At 64.4% G+C, this 15,253-nt stretch carries 15 protein-coding genes and 1 pseudogene; 6 read left to right on the top strand and 10 right to left on the bottom strand.

From position 1 onward, the window contains the following. Window positions 1–6 precede the first annotated feature (6 nt). Window positions 7–984, bottom strand: coding sequence for an alpha/beta fold hydrolase (locus tag ACZYZF_RS04945; protein ID WP_463835137.1), 978 nt, complete (start codon window positions 982–984; stop codon window positions 7–9). An 8-nt stretch (window positions 985–992) separates the two neighbouring features. After that, window positions 993–1,832 (bottom strand): alpha/beta hydrolase, encoded by an 840-nt coding sequence (locus ACZYZF_RS04940; protein ID WP_463743266.1) that lies wholly within the window; start codon window positions 1,830–1,832, stop codon window positions 993–995. A 44-nt stretch (window positions 1,833–1,876) separates the two neighbouring features. Here ACZYZF_RS04940 and ACZYZF_RS04935 point away from each other — a divergent pair, with 44 nt between their 5' ends. Next, on the top strand, window positions 1,877–2,902 hold the full coding sequence (locus ACZYZF_RS04935) for a sigma-70 family RNA polymerase sigma factor (protein WP_463834713.1): 1,026 nt from the start codon (window positions 1,877–1,879) through the stop codon (window positions 2,900–2,902). A gap of 7 nt (window positions 2,903–2,909) precedes the next feature. Here the strand turns inward: ACZYZF_RS04935 and ACZYZF_RS04930 are convergent, their stop codons facing one another. Continuing rightward, window positions 2,910–3,368, bottom strand: a complete 459-nt coding sequence (locus ACZYZF_RS04930; RefSeq protein WP_463834712.1) for a DUF3237 domain-containing protein — start codon at window positions 3,366–3,368, stop codon at window positions 2,910–2,912. Then, window positions 3,365–3,853, bottom strand: a pseudogene (locus tag ACZYZF_RS04925) (nuclear transport factor 2 family protein); the annotation flags it as partial. The gene ACZYZF_RS04930 and the pseudogene ACZYZF_RS04925, both read right to left, overlap by 4 nt. Window positions 3,854–4,133: 280 nt before the next feature. Here ACZYZF_RS04925 and ACZYZF_RS04920 point away from each other — a divergent pair. Then, on the top strand, window positions 4,134–5,183 hold the full coding sequence (locus ACZYZF_RS04920; protein ID WP_463834711.1) for an NADP-dependent oxidoreductase: 1,050 nt from the start codon (window positions 4,134–4,136) through the stop codon (window positions 5,181–5,183). A gap of 66 nt (window positions 5,184–5,249) precedes the next feature. On the opposite strand, the gene ACZYZF_RS04915 is transcribed toward ACZYZF_RS04920, so the two are convergent. Continuing rightward, window positions 5,250–6,749: a long-chain-fatty-acid--CoA ligase gene (locus tag ACZYZF_RS04915; protein ID WP_463834710.1), complete on the bottom strand. Its 1,500-nt coding sequence runs from the start codon at window positions 6,747–6,749 to the stop codon at window positions 5,250–5,252. A 212-nt stretch (window positions 6,750–6,961) separates the two neighbouring features. Here ACZYZF_RS04915 and ACZYZF_RS04910 point away from each other — a divergent pair, with 212 nt between their 5' ends. Beyond that, window positions 6,962–7,672 carry a TetR/AcrR family transcriptional regulator gene (locus ACZYZF_RS04910; RefSeq protein WP_463743272.1) on the top strand — a complete coding sequence of 237 codons (711 nt, stop codon included), beginning with the start codon at window positions 6,962–6,964 and terminating at the stop codon, window positions 7,670–7,672. Window positions 7,673–7,720: 48 nt separating this feature from the next. Here the strand turns inward: ACZYZF_RS04910 and ACZYZF_RS04905 are convergent, their stop codons facing one another. The 4 genes from ACZYZF_RS04905 to ACZYZF_RS04890 all read right to left on the bottom strand — a co-directional run bounded on the left by ACZYZF_RS04905 (window position 7,721) and on the right by ACZYZF_RS04890 (window position 11,205). Beyond that, on the bottom strand, window positions 7,721–8,587 hold the full coding sequence (locus ACZYZF_RS04905; protein ID WP_029106505.1) for a mycofactocin-coupled SDR family oxidoreductase: 867 nt from the start codon (window positions 8,585–8,587) through the stop codon (window positions 7,721–7,723). 83 nt (window positions 8,588–8,670) lie between these two features. Continuing rightward, window positions 8,671–9,093: a VOC family protein gene (locus ACZYZF_RS04900; protein ID WP_463834709.1), complete on the bottom strand. Its 423-nt coding sequence runs from the start codon at window positions 9,091–9,093 to the stop codon at window positions 8,671–8,673. Continuing rightward, entirely contained in the window at window positions 9,090–10,595 is a 1,506-nt protein-coding gene (locus ACZYZF_RS04895) for a CoA-acylating methylmalonate-semialdehyde dehydrogenase (RefSeq protein WP_463743274.1), read from the bottom strand. The genes ACZYZF_RS04900 and ACZYZF_RS04895 overlap by 4 nt, the downstream gene beginning before the upstream one ends. A 49-nt stretch (window positions 10,596–10,644) precedes the next feature. Further along, a complete protein-coding gene (locus tag ACZYZF_RS04890; protein ID WP_463743275.1) occupies window positions 10,645–11,205 on the bottom strand; it encodes a cupin domain-containing protein in 561 nt (186 codons plus the stop codon). Window positions 11,206–11,496: 291 nt separating this feature from the next. Here ACZYZF_RS04890 and ACZYZF_RS04885 point away from each other — a divergent pair, with 291 nt between their 5' ends. From ACZYZF_RS04885 to ACZYZF_RS04875, 3 genes are all read left to right on the top strand, one after another. Further along, window positions 11,497–12,429: an alpha/beta hydrolase gene (locus ACZYZF_RS04885; RefSeq protein ID WP_463743276.1), complete on the top strand. Its 933-nt coding sequence runs from the start codon at window positions 11,497–11,499 to the stop codon at window positions 12,427–12,429. Between the two features lie 75 nt (window positions 12,430–12,504). Next, window positions 12,505–13,824: a lipase family protein gene (locus tag ACZYZF_RS04880; protein ID WP_463834708.1), complete on the top strand. Its 1,320-nt coding sequence runs from the start codon at window positions 12,505–12,507 to the stop codon at window positions 13,822–13,824. Between the two features lie 7 nt (window positions 13,825–13,831). Beyond that, entirely contained in the window at window positions 13,832–14,677 is an 846-nt protein-coding gene (locus ACZYZF_RS04875; RefSeq protein ID WP_463743278.1) for an LLM class F420-dependent oxidoreductase, read from the top strand. A gap of 14 nt (window positions 14,678–14,691) precedes the next feature. Here the strand turns inward: ACZYZF_RS04875 and ACZYZF_RS04870 are convergent, their stop codons facing one another. After that, window positions 14,692–15,195 carry a VOC family protein gene (locus tag ACZYZF_RS04870; protein WP_463743279.1) on the bottom strand — a complete coding sequence of 168 codons (504 nt, stop codon included), beginning with the start codon at window positions 15,193–15,195 and terminating at the stop codon, window positions 14,692–14,694. Window positions 15,196–15,253 lie beyond the last annotated feature (58 nt).

Below are 15,253 nucleotides of genomic sequence, written 5' to 3'. Positions count from 1 at the left end.
ACCAACCTAGCCATCAGCACCGACAAACTTGCCGATCGCGTCCACCACCTGGGGTGACAACGGTCCGGGCTTGCCGTAGTTGGCGATGCTGTCGGTGGGATCGTCACGCAGCACGTGGTTGACACCCTTGAGCTCGACCACAGTGAGCGCGGTGTGCTTGAGCGCGCCGATCAGTGGACGCTCGGTCTCGCAGCCGGCCTGGGCGTCGGAGTCCGAGCAGGTGAGCAGCACCGGCATGCCGTCGGGCAGCGCGGCGGCCAGCTGCAGAGGGTCGATCTTGTCGGCCTCGACGATGGCGTTGAGGTTGCCCTTGTTGACGATCGCGCTCAGGCCCTCGGGGAGATCGGCGGGCACGGTCCCTTTGGTGCGGATCTCGTCCACCGCGGCCAGCCAGGCGGTCAGCACCTCGGGGGTGGCTCCGGCACGCACCCGGTTGGTGATGATGTCCAGGTAGCGGCCGGACAGCGGTTGAAACAGGGCAAGCGATCCGACCTTCGGATCAGCGGCGCCGCCCAGCGTCATGGCATGGATGGCGCCCTCGCCCACCGCATAGATCGACAGCTTGGCCGCGTCGGTGTCGGGCTGCCCGGCCAGGAAGCGCAGCGCGGCGGCCGCGCCGGAGGTGTAGACGCCGCTGACCACCTCGGCGGGTTTCTTCTCGTAGGGGCCGAGCTTGGTGGCGCCGGTGCCGATCTTGTCGTAACGCAGGCTCGCAACACCCTTGTCCGACAACGTTTCTGCGAGCTCGCGCATGTTGCCTATCGGGCCGACGACCTTGTTGTCGCCATTGCGGTCGGTGGGCCCGCTCTCGGAGATCAGCAGCGCGGCCGGGCCCGTTGCCTCCGCATGCCGGTAGCTGCCGTGGATCGTGAGTCCGTCGGCGTCGAAGGTGACGTCCGTATCGGTCCACGTCGGTTGCCGGGCCTCCTTCGGAGCCTCCGAACCGCAGCCGGCCACCAACAGCACCGAAAGTAGTGCCACCACAAGCTTTCTCACAGGTGCGTCTCGATCCAGGACGTCACGTCGTCGAGGACCAGCCCCTTCTCGGGCTCGTTGAACACCTCGTGGAACAGACCGGGGTAGACCTTCAGGTGCACGTCCTCCGAGGCCACACACTCGACAAGGCGGTGGCTGCCCTCGACGGGCACCAGGCGGTCCTTCTCCCCGTGCACCACCAGCAGCGGCGCGGTCAGTGCCGAGGCCCGCTGCGGCATGGTCTCCCCCACGATGATCAATGCCCGCGCGATGCCTGCGGGGACCTTGCCGTGCCACACCAACGGATCGGCTTTGTAGGCCGCCACCACCTCGGGGTCACGGGACACCGCATTGGCGTCGAGGTTCTCCACCGGTAGCCCGGGCGCGACCTTGCCGAGCACCTTGGCCACGGCCGCCAGTACCGACGACACCGATGCCTGCGCGGCCACCGCGGGCCCGGACAGCACCATCGCGGAGTACTCGTCGGGATATTCGACGCCGTAGCTGAACACGATGCCGCCGCCCATGCTGTGCCCCAGCACGAGGCGTGGGAGCTGCGGGTACTCGGCGGCGGCGATGCCGACCAGCGTGTGGAAGTCGCCGACGTACTCGGACATGTCGCGCAGGTACACCCGCTTGCCGCCGGAACGGCCGTGGCCGCGGTGGTCCAGGGCGTAGACCACCAGCCCGGCGTCGCCGAACCGCTGCGCGACGTGGTGGTAACGGCCGGCGTGCTCGCCCAGGCCGTGGGAGAGGACGACGACGCCGCGCGGTGCGGTGTCGGGTGTCCATACGTCGTAGACGATGCGGACCCCGCCGACGCCGTCGAAAGTCTGTTCACTGCGCGTGCTGGTCACCCTGGCGAGCGTAGCCGCACTGGTCGGACATTTTCCGGTCGTAGTTGTCGGTGGTGCTGCGTAAGCTCGCGAATGTGACGGTCCTCGCTCATCGCCTCGATGACGACAGCCCGGCCGATGCGTTCCTGGCTGATGCCCAGCGCTACCGCCGTGAGCTGCTGGCTCACTGCTACCGGATGACCGGCTCGCTGCACGATGCCGAGGATCTGGTGCAGGAAACCTATCTGCGCGCCTGGAAGGCGTACGGGGGTTTCGAGGGCAAGTCCTCGGTGCGCACCTGGTTGTATCGCATCGCCACCAATACCTGTCTGACAGCGTTGGAGGGCAGACAACGCCGTCCGCTGCCCTCAGGCCTGGGCAATCCCAGTTCGTCGCCCACCGATGAGATTTCCGAGCACCACGAGATCCCCTGGCTGCAGCCTCTCCCCGATTCCACCGACGACCCGGCGGATCCCGGCACGATCGTGGGGACCCGGGATTCGGTGCGACTCGCATTCGTCGCGGCGCTGCAGCACCTGTCCGCCCGCCAGCGTGCGGTGCTGGTGATGCGCGAGGTGCTGCAGTGGAAGGCCGCGGAGGTGGCCGGCGCCATCGGAACTTCGACAGCGGCGGTCAACAGCCTGTTGCAGCGCGCCCGCGCCCAGCTCGACGCGGTGGGCCCCAGCCAGGATGATGCGATCGATCCGCCGGATTCCCCGCACGCACAGAATCTCCTGCGCAATTACATGGCCGCCTTCGAGGCTTACGACATCGACAAGCTCGTCGAGCTGTTCACCGCCGAGGCCATCTGGGAGATGCCGCCGTTCGATACCTGGTATCAGGGGCCGCAGGCCATCGGCGACCTGTCCCGCTACAAGTGCCCGGCCGAGAAGGCCGGGGACATGCGGTTCATCGCCACGAGCGCCAATGGCCAGCCCGCCGCGGCGATGTACCTGCTGAATCCCGAGACGGGCCGGCACGATGCCTTTCAGCTGCACGTCCTTGACGTCGGCCAGGACGGCATCTCCCATGTGGTGGCGTTCATGGAGCCCTCGCTGTTCGAGAGTTTCGGGCTGCCCGCGGTGCTCTAGGCGCCGATCAAGCCGCGACTCGGAAGACCTGGAATTCAACGACGGGTCCGGGTTGCACGCGCCCTTGGCCGACGAAGATGGTTTGGTTGACCCAGGAGTATCTGGGGTCTCCGGACTCCAGGCGTGGGGTGGTGACGAAGTAATGGTCGCCGAAGTCGGTGCCGGTGGTGCCGCCGCCGAGTGCGGTTGCGGCGGCTTCGGTGACTTCGACCAGGCCTTGGTAGCTCATGTAGATGACTGCGCCGTCGTCGGTGTAGAACTGGGCGCGGACATCGAGGCGGCCGTAGCCGTCCTCGCCGGCCAGTAGCCAGTCTCCGCCGCCGGGAGCGGCGGTTCCGCTGAATCGTTTGCCGGTGACCTTGCCGCCGGTGACAGCGAGGACTTGGCGTAGTCCGTAAGGTCCCGGGCCGACGATTTGAGGTTCGGCCAGCTCTGCGGTGTAGCTGAACTCCGGCTCCAACTTCACTGTCCGACCCCCACTCCGGCGGCCGCCATCACAGCTGACATGCCCTCGGCGATCACATCGCGCCCGAAGGCCTCGAGCACGACGTTGGGGTTGAAGTACTCGCGAATCAGCACAACTTTGCCGTCCCGGATCCGCATGTGGGTGCAATAGGTATTGGCGTAGATCTTGCCGGTCTGCGTGACCGTCGCCTTCCCGTGCAGTTCCAGAATGAACAGTTCCGGATCAGTGGTGTCATGCACGGTCAGTGAATCGATGCGGAGATCCGGCACGGAGTCGAAGAACCAGTCGATGAAATGACCGATGAGGTGCCGGCCTGGCACGGTGTCGGCGAGGGGCTCGGGAGCGAATGGCATTTCCCAGACGCCGTCCTCGGCGAAGGTGTCCTTCCAAGCCTCCAAAGCCTCACCGCGCGGTGGGCCGTCATCAAGGGCCTTCCAGAATCGCTCAACCGTTGCGCGGTTGGCCGTTTGTATGTTCATGCGTCGCCTCCATCTCTTGGTCGACTGCCGTCACAGCCGGGTGCCAAAATCGAGAGTGCACCATACGTCGTTAATAGTCAACAGTGTGTCGATACTTTCCAAATCCGATGCCGCCCAGGCGCACTGGTCGGCTACAAGATCGTCACCAGCCGTAATATCGACGGACCGTTGATTAGTATCGACGTCTGGTCTATTCTCGCTGGTGGTCTTTGCCGCTTCCCTGGGTCGCGGCAGGTGCGACGCATGATGACCACCACCCCGCCACCTGTGACGAAGAGGATCCGTTATGAAAATGCCCATCAACCGGCTCTTTCGCCTGCAGAGCCGACCGCAAGGCCAGGTCACCGAGACGGATCTTGTGTGGGTCGAGGAGCCCATCGCGGAAATTGACGAAGGACAGGCGCTGGTCCGCACCCTGTACCTCTCACTCGATCCCACAAATCGGGTCTGGATGAGTCAGTTGCGTTCCTACATCCCACCGGTTGAGTTGGGTGCGGTGATGCGAGGCCTCGGTGTCGGACAGGTCATTGAAAGTCGCCGTGACGATCTGCCGGTCGGAGCGTACGTGCTCGGCTTCACCGGCTGGCAAGACTATTGCGTCGCTGACGATTCCGTTCTCGAATTTCCGTTCACGGTTCTTCCCGACCCGCTGCCGGCGCCGCTTCCCGCGTTCCTCGGAGTACTGGGCCACACGGGTATTTCAGCGTTCATCGGTGTCGAGCTTGGCGATCCCCAGCCAGGCGAGACGGTTGTTGTTTCAGCCGCTGCCGGGGCGGTCGGTTCTATCGCCGGACAGCTGGCGAAGCAGTGTGGCGCTCGCGTGGTCGGCATCGCCGGCGGTGTCGAAAAGTGCCGACACTTAGTGGAGGAACTAGGCTTTGACGCATGCGTCGACCGGCACGCGGACAACTGGCGCGAGCTATTCGACGACGCGACTCCCGACGGCGTTGACGTCGACTTCGAGAACGTAGGTGGCCCGATAATGGATCATGTCCTGGGCCGGCTGAACATCGGCGCACGAGTGTCGCTGTGTGGCCTGATCTCGGAGTACGACACGTACAACGAAGACAGCGACCAACCCGGCCTGCGTAACGCAAATCAGCTGCTGATGCAGCGAGCTACCCTGCGGGGCTTCATCGTTACCGACCACGTCGAACGCTACGGCGAGATCATCGGCAAGCTCGCGGCGGCACTGGGCGAAGGCTCGCTGACGTACGACGAGACCATCGTCGACGGACTGGAGAACGCTCGGGAAACCCTCAATCAGGCACTGTCCGGCGGCACTCGAGGAAAAGCGGTCATCCAGGTCGCGCCCGTTCCTGCGCACGTCGATTGACGAAGCGAGGCGAGGCTCGACGTGGCGGCGTCGAGCCTCGCCTTTCTGCCTGAAATCGCCAGTGCATCAGTCGATCTTGGTCGGATTGGGAGGCTGCACTTCACGCCGGAGGATCTTCCCGGTCGGCCCCTTGGGCAACGAGTCGACGAACCAGATTTCGCGGGGGTATTTGTACGCGGCGAGTCGTTCCCGGACGAAGGTCTTCAATTCTTCGGCTTCCGCAGATGCCCCGTGTTTGAGTGCCACGGCCGCGCCGATCTCCTCCCCGAGGTCTGCGTGTTTGATGCCGATCACCGCCGCTTCGGCGACGCAAGGATGTTCGTAGAGGACTTCCTCTACTTCGCGGGGATAGACGTTGTATCCGCCCCGGATGATCAGATCCTTCTTCCGGTCGACGATGGTGTAGTACCCGTCGCGATCGCGAATGGCGATGTCTCCGGTACGAAACCACCCGTCGGGGATGGCTTCGGCGGTTGCCTCAGGCCGGTTCCAGTATCCCTTCATGAGGTTCTCGCCCTGGATGGCGATCTCGCCTGGCACGCCGTCGGGAATGTCCTCGCCGTCGTCGCCGACGATCCGCAGCGCGCAGCCCCGCACGGGTATCCCGATGGTGCCCGGTCTGCGTTGATGCCCTGGCTGGTTGAAGCAGGCGATGGGTGCCGTCTCCGAGAGTCCGTACCCTTCGTAGATCTCGCAGTCGAACTTCTGCTCGAACGCTTTGAGAATTTCGACGGGCATGGCCGCACCACCGGTGATGCACGTGCGCAGCGAGGACATGTCCGTGTTGTCCGCATCGGGAGAGTGCAACATCGCGGCGTACATGGTCGGCACACCCTCGAGAACCGTCACCCGATCGCGGGCCAGGACCTGCAAAACCTTGGTGGCCTCGAAGCGAGGGACAAGGGTGAGCAGGGACGCGGCTTCGACCGCTGCATTGAGCCCGCAGGTGAGGCCGAAGACGTGAAACAACGGCAGGCAACCGAGGATCACGTCTTCCGGCCCTACTTCGATCAATGTGTCCACTGTCGTCGCGGCGTTGGTCGACAGGTTCCCGTGGGTGAGTTCTGCCCCCTTGGGCTTCCCGGTGGTACCGGAGGTGTAGAGAATGACGGCGGTATCGCTGTCGGTTCGAGTGGTTGCTTCGTAGATTGGGCTGCCGGACAGGTTCATTGGTCCCGTGGCGGGCACCAGTTCCGAAGGAATCCCGACTTTCTCCGCCGCGGCCGACACGACGGCATCGCTCCCGTCCAATCCGTACACCAGTGACATGCCAGAGTCGGTGAGGTAGTACTCGACCTCGCGAGCATTGAGCAGGGGATTCATCGGCACTGCAACCGCGCCGGCCAGCAGAGCGCCGTAGAACAACACTGGGTACGCGGGGACGTTTGGAAGCACCACGCCTACCCGGTCGCCCGGGAGCACACCCCGGGCTCGCAGGTCCCCGGCGACAGCCGAAGCGTGGTGATAGAGCTGACGATAGGACACGACGTACTCGTCAAGCTTCACGGCCGGCCGGTCCCCGTATACGTGAGCGGTTGCGACGAGATTGTCGGCGAGGTTGGACACGGTTGACTCCCGCTTCGGGTAGAGAGCATTTCATTCCGCGGCCGGCGCGCGAATCCCGTTTGAGCGCAAGGCGATCAGCGGCAGAATCCGAGCAGGAGGCCGGCGCAACCGACTCAGTATGCACTACATGTTGAGTATTATCAACACAGCGTCGATACTTTGCCGATGCATCCACCCGCGGCACCGCGGCTTCGTGGTAGGTCTGACCTATCATGTTTGACATGGCGTCCACTTCACCTTTTGGCTCGAGCACCGCGGAAACACGGGTGGGCCGCCGGAACATCAAAGGTGACAGGCGCGAGCAAGCCATCCTCGAAGGTGCCTACGACATGTTGCGCACGGTGCCGCTGCGCAACATCTCCATCGACGATCTGACCAAGCGCGCCGGACTGTCGCGGTCGTCGTTCTACTTCTACTTCGAGTCCAAGTGGCAGCTACTGTCTGCGCTGCTCTCGCGGGTCACCGCCGACGTGTTTCAGGCGTCGCAACTGATTTTTGAGCGGCCGGCAGGCATGCCGCCGGAGGCGGCCATCGAGCACGCGGTCAAGGAAGTCATTCAGGTCTGGGAACAGCATGGTCACGTTCTTCGTGAAGTAGGTGACGCCGCTGCGGCCGAGCCGGACTTGCAGACGCAGTGGGACACGATCCTCGGCCGGTTCATCGACGCATCGGCTGCCAGCATCGAGCGCGACAGAGCCGCCGGTATCGCCATCGCGGGGCCGCCGGCCAGATCTTTGGCCGCCGCGTTGATGTGGATGGGCGAGCGCAACCTCGCCTTGATGAGTCTGCGCAGCGAGAACGCAATCCCGTTGGAGGACATGGCCGAAACCGTGACGACGATCTGGCTGCGGACGGTCTATGGCCTTGAGTGGAAGCCCGCCAAGAAACCCGCTCGACGCCGCAAGCCCTCTGCAAAGGCGTGATCGACGCCTTCACAGAGGGCTTATCTGACTTCCAGGGCTGCTCGGACGCTATTGGTTGTCCAGGGCCATTTTCGTCATGTTCAGCCCCGGCATGAGCATGTGACCGCCCTCCACCAACATCTCGAGGCCTGTCGTCCATCGTGATTCGTCGGATGCCAGCCACAGCACCGCCTCGCTCATGGCCTGCGGCGGCAGGAGGCCCACGTCCCGGAGAACCGCCCAGTACTTCGCGCCCTGTAGGTCCTCTTTGACGCCGTTACCCGGGCCCTTGCCCGCGCAAAGGTCATAGCCGCCTTGCCAATCCAGGGCGGGAGTATCGGTCGGCCCGGGAAGCAGCGAGTTGACTCGGATGCCGTACTGGCCGAACTCGAGTGCCGCACTCTTCGCCAAACCGAGTACGCCATGCTTCGACGCCACGTAGTGCACGTAATGGGGAGACCCCTCGACGCCATTGCCGGACGAGGTGATGATCACCGAGCCACCTCCGCGCGCCTTCATGGCGGGAGTTACCGCTTTCAGCGTGCGCCAGGGCCCCATGATGTTGACGTTGAGCACATCCAGGAACTCGTCCTCGGGAATGTCCGCGAACGGGTGCACAGTCCAGATGCCGGCGTTGGCCACTGCCACGTCGAGTCCGCCGAAGGCCTGCACGCCCTCGGCGACCAGCTTGTCCAGCGCGGCCTGCTCGCGAACGTCGCCTTGGTGCGCAATGATTCGCCGGCCCAGCGCCTCGACTTCCTTGACCGTGATCTCGAGGTCAGCCGCCGTGCCGACGGGATAGGGAACCCCTCCATTCGCCGGGCAGTCGAAGGCGAGGATGTCCGCACCTTCCTGGGCAAGGCGGATGGCGTGTGCGCGGCCCTGGCCTCGGGCCGCGCCGGTGACCAGCGCGACCTTTCCTTCCATGCGTCCCATGTTCACTCCTTTTCTAAGGTGATTCGTTTGCGGCCGGCCTCCTGGCGAGACCGCCTGTGGTGCAACGGATATAGATCGAGATCTCACTCGCTCGGCCGGATCAGCTGGAGAAGAACATCGATGCCGGGGGGCTCGGTCCAGACATGGGTGGCGTCTCCCATCAGAATCGGTGCGTCGATCGGCTCCGCGCGCCCAGGCCCGCGGATGGCGCAGCCCGCGAGTTCGGGACCGTCGGCGCGGTGTAGCCGTAGTGCTACGTGGTCGAGTTTCGCCGGTGCTCCATAGAGGGCTACGTCAAGCGCGTCCAGGTCGTGCAGGGTGTACAGCTCGACCTCTGCGCCGGAAATATTGAGGAACGCCGCGCTGAGGCCCATGGCCGGAACCTCCACCGCGCGAGCGACATCAACCCCAAACCGATTGGCCCAGTGCGTGAGTGCCGAGTCCAGGTCGCGTACCAGGATGCCGACGTGGTCGAGTCGAGGGAGAGTGGCGGGTGGCGAGGTCACTGGCTGCCTGCCGCGACGAAGTGCGGGGCAAGACCGGGCCGGGGCTCGGTCCAACGCTGGGTGACGACTTTGGACCTCGTGTAGAAGCGGTATCCGTCGTAGTTGAGCCCGTCGTCTCCGAAGCGCGAGTCTCCCCATCCGCCGAAGCCGAACCAGGAGATCGGCACGGGGATAGGCACGTTGATCCCTACGCTGCCGGCCAGTACACCCCGGCTGAATCGACGCGCAGCCGTGCCGCTGCCGGTGAAGATGATGGCGCCGTTCCCGTAGGGGTTGTCGTTGACGATCTGCAGGGCCTGCTCGAGATCTTCGGCGCGCAGCACGCTGAGGACCGGTCCGAACACTTCGTCGCGGTAGAGGTCGCTCTCGACGCGGACACGGTCGACGAGACTGGGACCGATGAAGTAACCGGCTCCCGGAGCTGTCCGTTCACGGCCGTCAACGATCAGTTGGCCGCCTTGCTCGACGGAGCGTTGCAGCGCCCCACGGACCCGATCGAGTGCGCCCTCTGAGATCAACGGCCCCATGTCGGTACCCGACGCCGCGCCCGGCCCCACCGTGAACGCGTTGGCGCGCTCGGCAACCTTGGCCACCAACGCATCTGCCGCCGAACCGACGGCGACCGCGACCGTCACGGCCATGCATCGCTGACCCGCGGCCCCGTAAGCCGCCGAAACCAGCGCATCGGCCGCGGCATCGAGGTCTGCGTCGGGCATCACCACCATGTGGTTCTTGGCGCCCCCGAGGGCCTGCACCTTCTTGCCGGCCTCGGCCGAGCGCCGGTAGATCGCGCGTGCGACCGGGGTAGACCCGACGAAGGACACCGCTGCGACGTCGGGATGGTCGATGAGTGCCTCGGCTGCCTCCACCCCGCCGTGCACGACGTTGAGCACGCCGTCGGGCAATCCCGCCTCGCTCGCGATCTGCGCCAACCGCACCGATGCCGACGGCACCTGTTCACTTGGCTTGAGCACGAACGCGTTCCCGCACGCAATGGCGGCGGCGAACATCGACACCGGCACCATGACCGGAAAGTTGAACGGTGTGATGCCGGCGCACACGCCGAGCGGTTGCCGGAAGGAGTACGTGTCGACCCCGTTGGCAACCTGCTCGGCGTACTCGCCCTTGAGTTGCTGCACCAGCGAAAGGGAGACGTCGACGGCTTCGATCGAGCGCGCCACTTCTCCCCGGGCATCTGCAAGCGTCTTGCCCTGTTCGGCGGTGATGATCGACGCCAAGTCGTCCACCTGCTCGTGCAGCAACACCCGGAAGCGATGCAGTACCGCCGCGCGGGCGGGGCTGGGCGTATCGGCCCAGGCCACCGCCGCTGCTCGCGCACTGGCCACCGCTTCGTCGACGGCATCGGCACCGCCCAACACAACTGCCCCGATCACGCTCCCCGTAGCGGGGTCATGGATCTCGGCTCGCGGCCCCTCCGTCGAGGAGACGGCCGCGCCGCCGATCCAATGCGGAACGGTGTCAAGAGATACATCGATGGTCACAGCAACTCCAATGGTCAGTAAAGCCAAATATCCGAAACGACAACCACGCTCACGCGTTCTCGCGGGGATGCGGAATTTCGGGGAACATCTCCAGGCCGTAGTTGACCTTCAGGTTCTCGACCTCGGCCTGCAGCTGCTCAGGCGTCCTGAGCTCACGATCGCGCGCTTCGTAGAAGTACTTGTCGATACCGCCGTTGGGCTCGAACCCATTGCTGTCGGGCCCGGGCACGAACACCACGAGAATCCGCGCTTCGTCACCGACCACCTCATAGGTGTGCCGCTGATCTTTGCGCCCCCAGACGAACTGGCCCTTCTTGGCGTTGTACGAACCGGCCTCGGTGTGGATCTTGATCTCGCCGTCCATCACGAAGAAGCCTTCTTCTTCCCGGTGATGGATGTGCCAGACCGGTTCGGTGCCGCGCACCCAATTGGTCTCGATGACGATCAGCTGGCCGCTGGTGGTCTCACCGGTTGCGTGGATCCAGAAATCCACGCCCGTCATGAAGTCACCGGTCATGTTGAAGTGGATGTCCTCACGGTGGGACACGTAGCTCTCGCCATCGCGTGAAGTCGACGGTTGGATCTGGTCGACGTCCGATCTCGTGGCCATGTCAATCCTCTTTTGTGGTTGTGACGCCGTGCGCCGGTGTTCGGTGTCACGGCCTTGGCAAGATTGAGATTAGACTCACAGTCGAGACTAGTCAACAGTGTGTCCACTTTGGGCGACCGATTCGCCCTGTATCACCGTCGATGGGAAATCGACAATGTGTTGACTATCACCAACGCATGGTGCACGCTCGGATCCACCGCGAGGCCTGGAAGGCGGCCCGCCCGAAACTGGAGGTCTATCAGTGGAATTGGAGCCGGAGTACAGAGGACGCGGCAAACTCCGAGCCGACGCATGAGTGCGCTGCACACGCAGGTCCAGCAGCTGCTGCAGGCCTTGTCAGAGCGTCCCGCTGCACAGCCGTGGGAGATGCCGATCGCCGCCTACCGGCAGTCCGGCGAGAATCTGGTCTCGTTGGCGGGTGACATCGAAACAGGCTGCACTGTCACTGATTTCATGATCCCTGTCCGCCACGGGTCGATCGCGGCACGCAGCTACCACCCACCAGTTTCCGGCGCTTCGCTGCCGGGCGTTGTCTATCTACATGGCGGGGCATTCGTACGCGGAAGCCTGGACACCCACGATCGGCTCTGCCGAAAGCTCTGCGTGCGGGGTGAACTCATCGTAGTTTCCGTCGCATACCGCCTGGCCCCAGAAGACCGGTTTCCCCGTGCTCACCATGACGCCGCCGACGCATTTTCCTGGGTGAGTGAGCATTCCGATCGATTTGGTATCGATGTCGAGGCTCTGGCGGTCGCCGGCGATTCCTCCGGGGGCGCGCTGGCGGCAAGTGTTGCGCTTGCCTCTCGTGAGCAAGGTCCTTCGGTCAAGGCCCAAGGTCTGCTGTGTCCCGCACTCGATGCCACGATGAGCAGCGACTCGGTCGACCGGTACAAGAACGGCCCATTCCTGACCCGGACCGCACTCGAATGGGCTTACGACATGTACATACCCGAGATCGGCGACCGTCAGTCGAGCCTCGCCTCACCGCTGCTGACGCAGGAGCTCGTAGGCGCCCCGCCGGCCGTGATCGTCAGTGCCCAGGTGGATCCCGTTGCCGACGATGCGGACCGCTACGGGAAAAGGCTTGCCGTGTCCGGCGTCAAGGTTCGCGCCCACGAGTACGAGGGCATGCCGCACAGCTTCCCATTGCTGGCGGGCGTACTCGACGCCGGCGATCACGCCATCACCGTATTCGCGAGGGAACTCGCCGCGTTGCTCGGTTAGTCGACACGCTCGGCCTTCACACCCGATCACACCAACCATCCGTCGTACCACCAGCCCAACCAAAGGAAGCCAACGATGATTCCCTGTCCGCCGATCTGGGTCAGGGCGGTAATCGTCGCCCTGTGTGTTCTTGCGTCAGCGCCGTTTTCGTTGAATGCGCCGGTCGCTCGAGCTGACGAATCACAGTATCTGGCGTTCTACACTCCGCCGGATCCCTTACCCGCGGGCGTACCGGGTGATCTCATCCGAACGGAGCCTTCCAGGCTGGTTCTGGAGCCTTCCGGACAATTGGGCTCATTCGTTGGTACCGGGACGCGAATCATGTATCGCAGCACCGATGCTCAGGGTCACCCCGTGGCAGTCACGGGTACCTACATCGAACCGGACGTCTCCTGGCCCGGCGGTGGACCCCGCCCGTTGCTGGCCTACGCCACAGCCCCGTACGGAATGGGGGAACAGTGCGCTCCCTCTCGCCTGTTCAACCAAGGCATCCATGCCTCTTTGGACACGGGTTTCGACCTGATGTTCAATCTCGAGGAAGGATTCATCGCGACGTTGCTGGCGCGCGGCTTCGCCATAGTCGTCACAGACGGTGTCGGACTGGGCGTGCACGGTCCGATGGCGCCACAGTTCCTGAACCGGGTCGCAGGCGGGACGGCACTCAACGACGCCGCGCGGGCAGCCATGAAACTGCCCGGCACCACGTTGGACCCGCACGGTCCCGTCGCCTTCTGGGGCTGGCTGGCCGGCGGCGGACATGCTGCGCTGGCAGCGGCCGAGCTGGCCGGCGCGTACGCACCCGAGCTCAACGTCGTCGGGACCTATGCCAACGGCGCGACGACCGATCTGCCCAGCATGCTGCCGCCCCTTGACGGGAACCAGCTCGCCGGATCCCTCGGGTGGGTGCTGCGAGGGATTCAAGAAGCGTATCCCGATATGAGACAACCGATTACCGATTCCCTCACCCCGCGCGGTGTGGAGATGTTGGCCAACACCAGCCGGCAGTGCATGATCCAAACTGGCATCAACTACGCGTTCCGCCATCTGCAGCCATGGTTCACGAAGGACCTCTATCGATCGGTGCGGGAGGAGCCGCTCAACTCGATTCTGGCGATGCAGCGAATCGGGAACGTGAAACCCACTGGACCGGTGTACCTTTCACACAATCGCTGGGACTCCTTCGCGCCATATGAATCGGTTGTGACCACCGCGAGAGATTGGTGCGCGCTCGGAGCCGACGTCACGTTGTGGACCAACGAGCAACCACCTTTCCTGAACAAGACGGATGCCAATTCACTCCTGACCGCCTTCGTTGACGGCGAGCGGAGCATGGCCTGGATCGCCGACCGCTTCAACGGCGTGCCCACCACACCCAACTGCAGCAAGGCAGGTTGACCGAGCCATGACGAACCCGACTCTGGGCACCTTCGGCGTCTTCGGCCTGTTCAGGCAGTGGAAGCAACTGACTGCCGCACAACTGAGGGACATCGAAGCGCTCGGCTATGGCGCCATCTGGGCCGGTGGCTCGCCGCCGGCCCAACTCGACTGGGTTGAGTCGGTCTTGGAGTCAACCGAGAAACTGCAAGTGGCCACGGGCATCGTCAACATCTGGGCGTCCGCCGCCGGTCCGGTTGCGGAGTCGTTCCACCGCATCGAGGCAGCCCACCCCGAGCGGTTCCTGCTCGGGATCGGCGCCGGGCACCCCGAGCTGGTTGCCGAGTACAAGAAGCCCTACCACGCGCTCACCGAGTACCTGGACAAACTCGACGAGTACGGGGTGCCCGAGGACCGCCGCGTTGTCGCCGCGCTCGGCCCACAGGTGCTCAAACTGGCCGCACGCCGGAGCGCGGGAGCCCATCCCTATCTGACCACCCCGGAGCACACTGCCCAGGCGCGTGCCCTGGTCGGACCGGATGCGTTCATCGCCCCGGCGCACAAGGTGGTGCTCACCAGCGACGCTGCGCAGGCAAGGTCCGTCGGGCGCAAGGCCCTCGACATCTATCTGAAGGGGACCAACTACGTGAACAACTGGAAGCGGTTGGGGTTCACCGACACCGACGTCGCGACGCCCGGCAGCGATGCCCTGATCGACGCTCTTGTCGCATATGGCAGTACTGATGCCCTCGCGGCCAGACTCAACGAGCATCTGGCCGCCGGCGCGAACCACGTGGCCGTGCAGGTCCTGACCGGATCCGACAAGCTGGTTCCTGCGCTTGCCGAGCTGGCCGGACCGCTCGGCCTCCACTGAGCCACCGCCGCGGTCTATGCCCCGCGGTAGGCCGCCTGCAGTTCGGCGATGTTGAACTTGCCGAAGGTCTTCAGCACTGCGGACATCAAGCGGGCCTCAGCCTCAGAGTTCCCTTTGTCCAGCAGGTCGTAGTACTCGGTCGGCGTGATCTGCCAGGCCAGCCCGTATTTGTCCTTGAGCCATCCGCACGGCAGTTCCTCGCCGCCGTCGACCAGCGCCGTCCAGAGCCGGTCGAGTTCCTCCTGCCCGGTGACACGCACCTCCAGGGAGATCGCCTCGGTGAAGGTGAACTGCGGGCCGCCGTTGATCCCGACGAAGCGCTGCCCGGACAGTTCGAACTCGACCACGACCGGGACATCCTGCGGAGAAGGCGACTCGGGATGGGAGGCGATGGTGTTGACGACGCGGCCATTGCCGCCGAATGCGGCGATGTAGTGCTGAGCGGCCTGCTCGGCCTCCCGGTCGAACCACAGATTCGGGACGATGCTTGCGTTGATGCTGGGGTTTTTCTGGGTCATGGTGGATAGACCGACCGCAGCCTCACTTTTCATCGCTGGATGTCCGAGTGATCACTTC

The sequence above is a fragment of the Mycobacterium sp. IDUB_24 genome (assembly GCF_055419385.1).
This window is presented reverse-complemented; position numbering and strand designations above follow the sequence as displayed.

Bases quoted from the DNA above. Each gene is read 5' to 3' on its own strand.
- ACZYZF_RS04920 (WP_463834711.1), top strand. From the start codon at position 4,134: ATGAAAATGCCCATCAACCGGCTCTTTCGCCTGCAGAGCCGACCGCAA.
- ACZYZF_RS04910 (WP_463743272.1), top strand. From the start codon at position 6,962: ATGTTTGACATGGCGTCCACTTCACCTTTTGGCTCGAGCACCGCGGAA.
- ACZYZF_RS04905 (WP_029106505.1), bottom strand. From the start codon at position 8,587: ATGGGACGCATGGAAGGAAAGGTCGCGCTGGTCACCGGCGCGGCCCGA.
- ACZYZF_RS04890 (WP_463743275.1), bottom strand. From the start codon at position 11,205: ATGGCCACGAGATCGGACGTCGACCAGATCCAACCGTCGACTTCACGC.
- ACZYZF_RS04885 (WP_463743276.1), top strand. From the start codon at position 11,497: ATGAGTGCGCTGCACACGCAGGTCCAGCAGCTGCTGCAGGCCTTGTCA.
- ACZYZF_RS04880 (WP_463834708.1), top strand. From the start codon at position 12,505: ATGATTCCCTGTCCGCCGATCTGGGTCAGGGCGGTAATCGTCGCCCTG.
- ACZYZF_RS04875 (WP_463743278.1), top strand. From the start codon at position 13,832: ATGACGAACCCGACTCTGGGCACCTTCGGCGTCTTCGGCCTGTTCAGG.
- ACZYZF_RS04870 (WP_463743279.1), bottom strand. From the start codon at position 15,195: ATGACCCAGAAAAACCCCAGCATCAACGCAAGCATCGTCCCGAATCTG.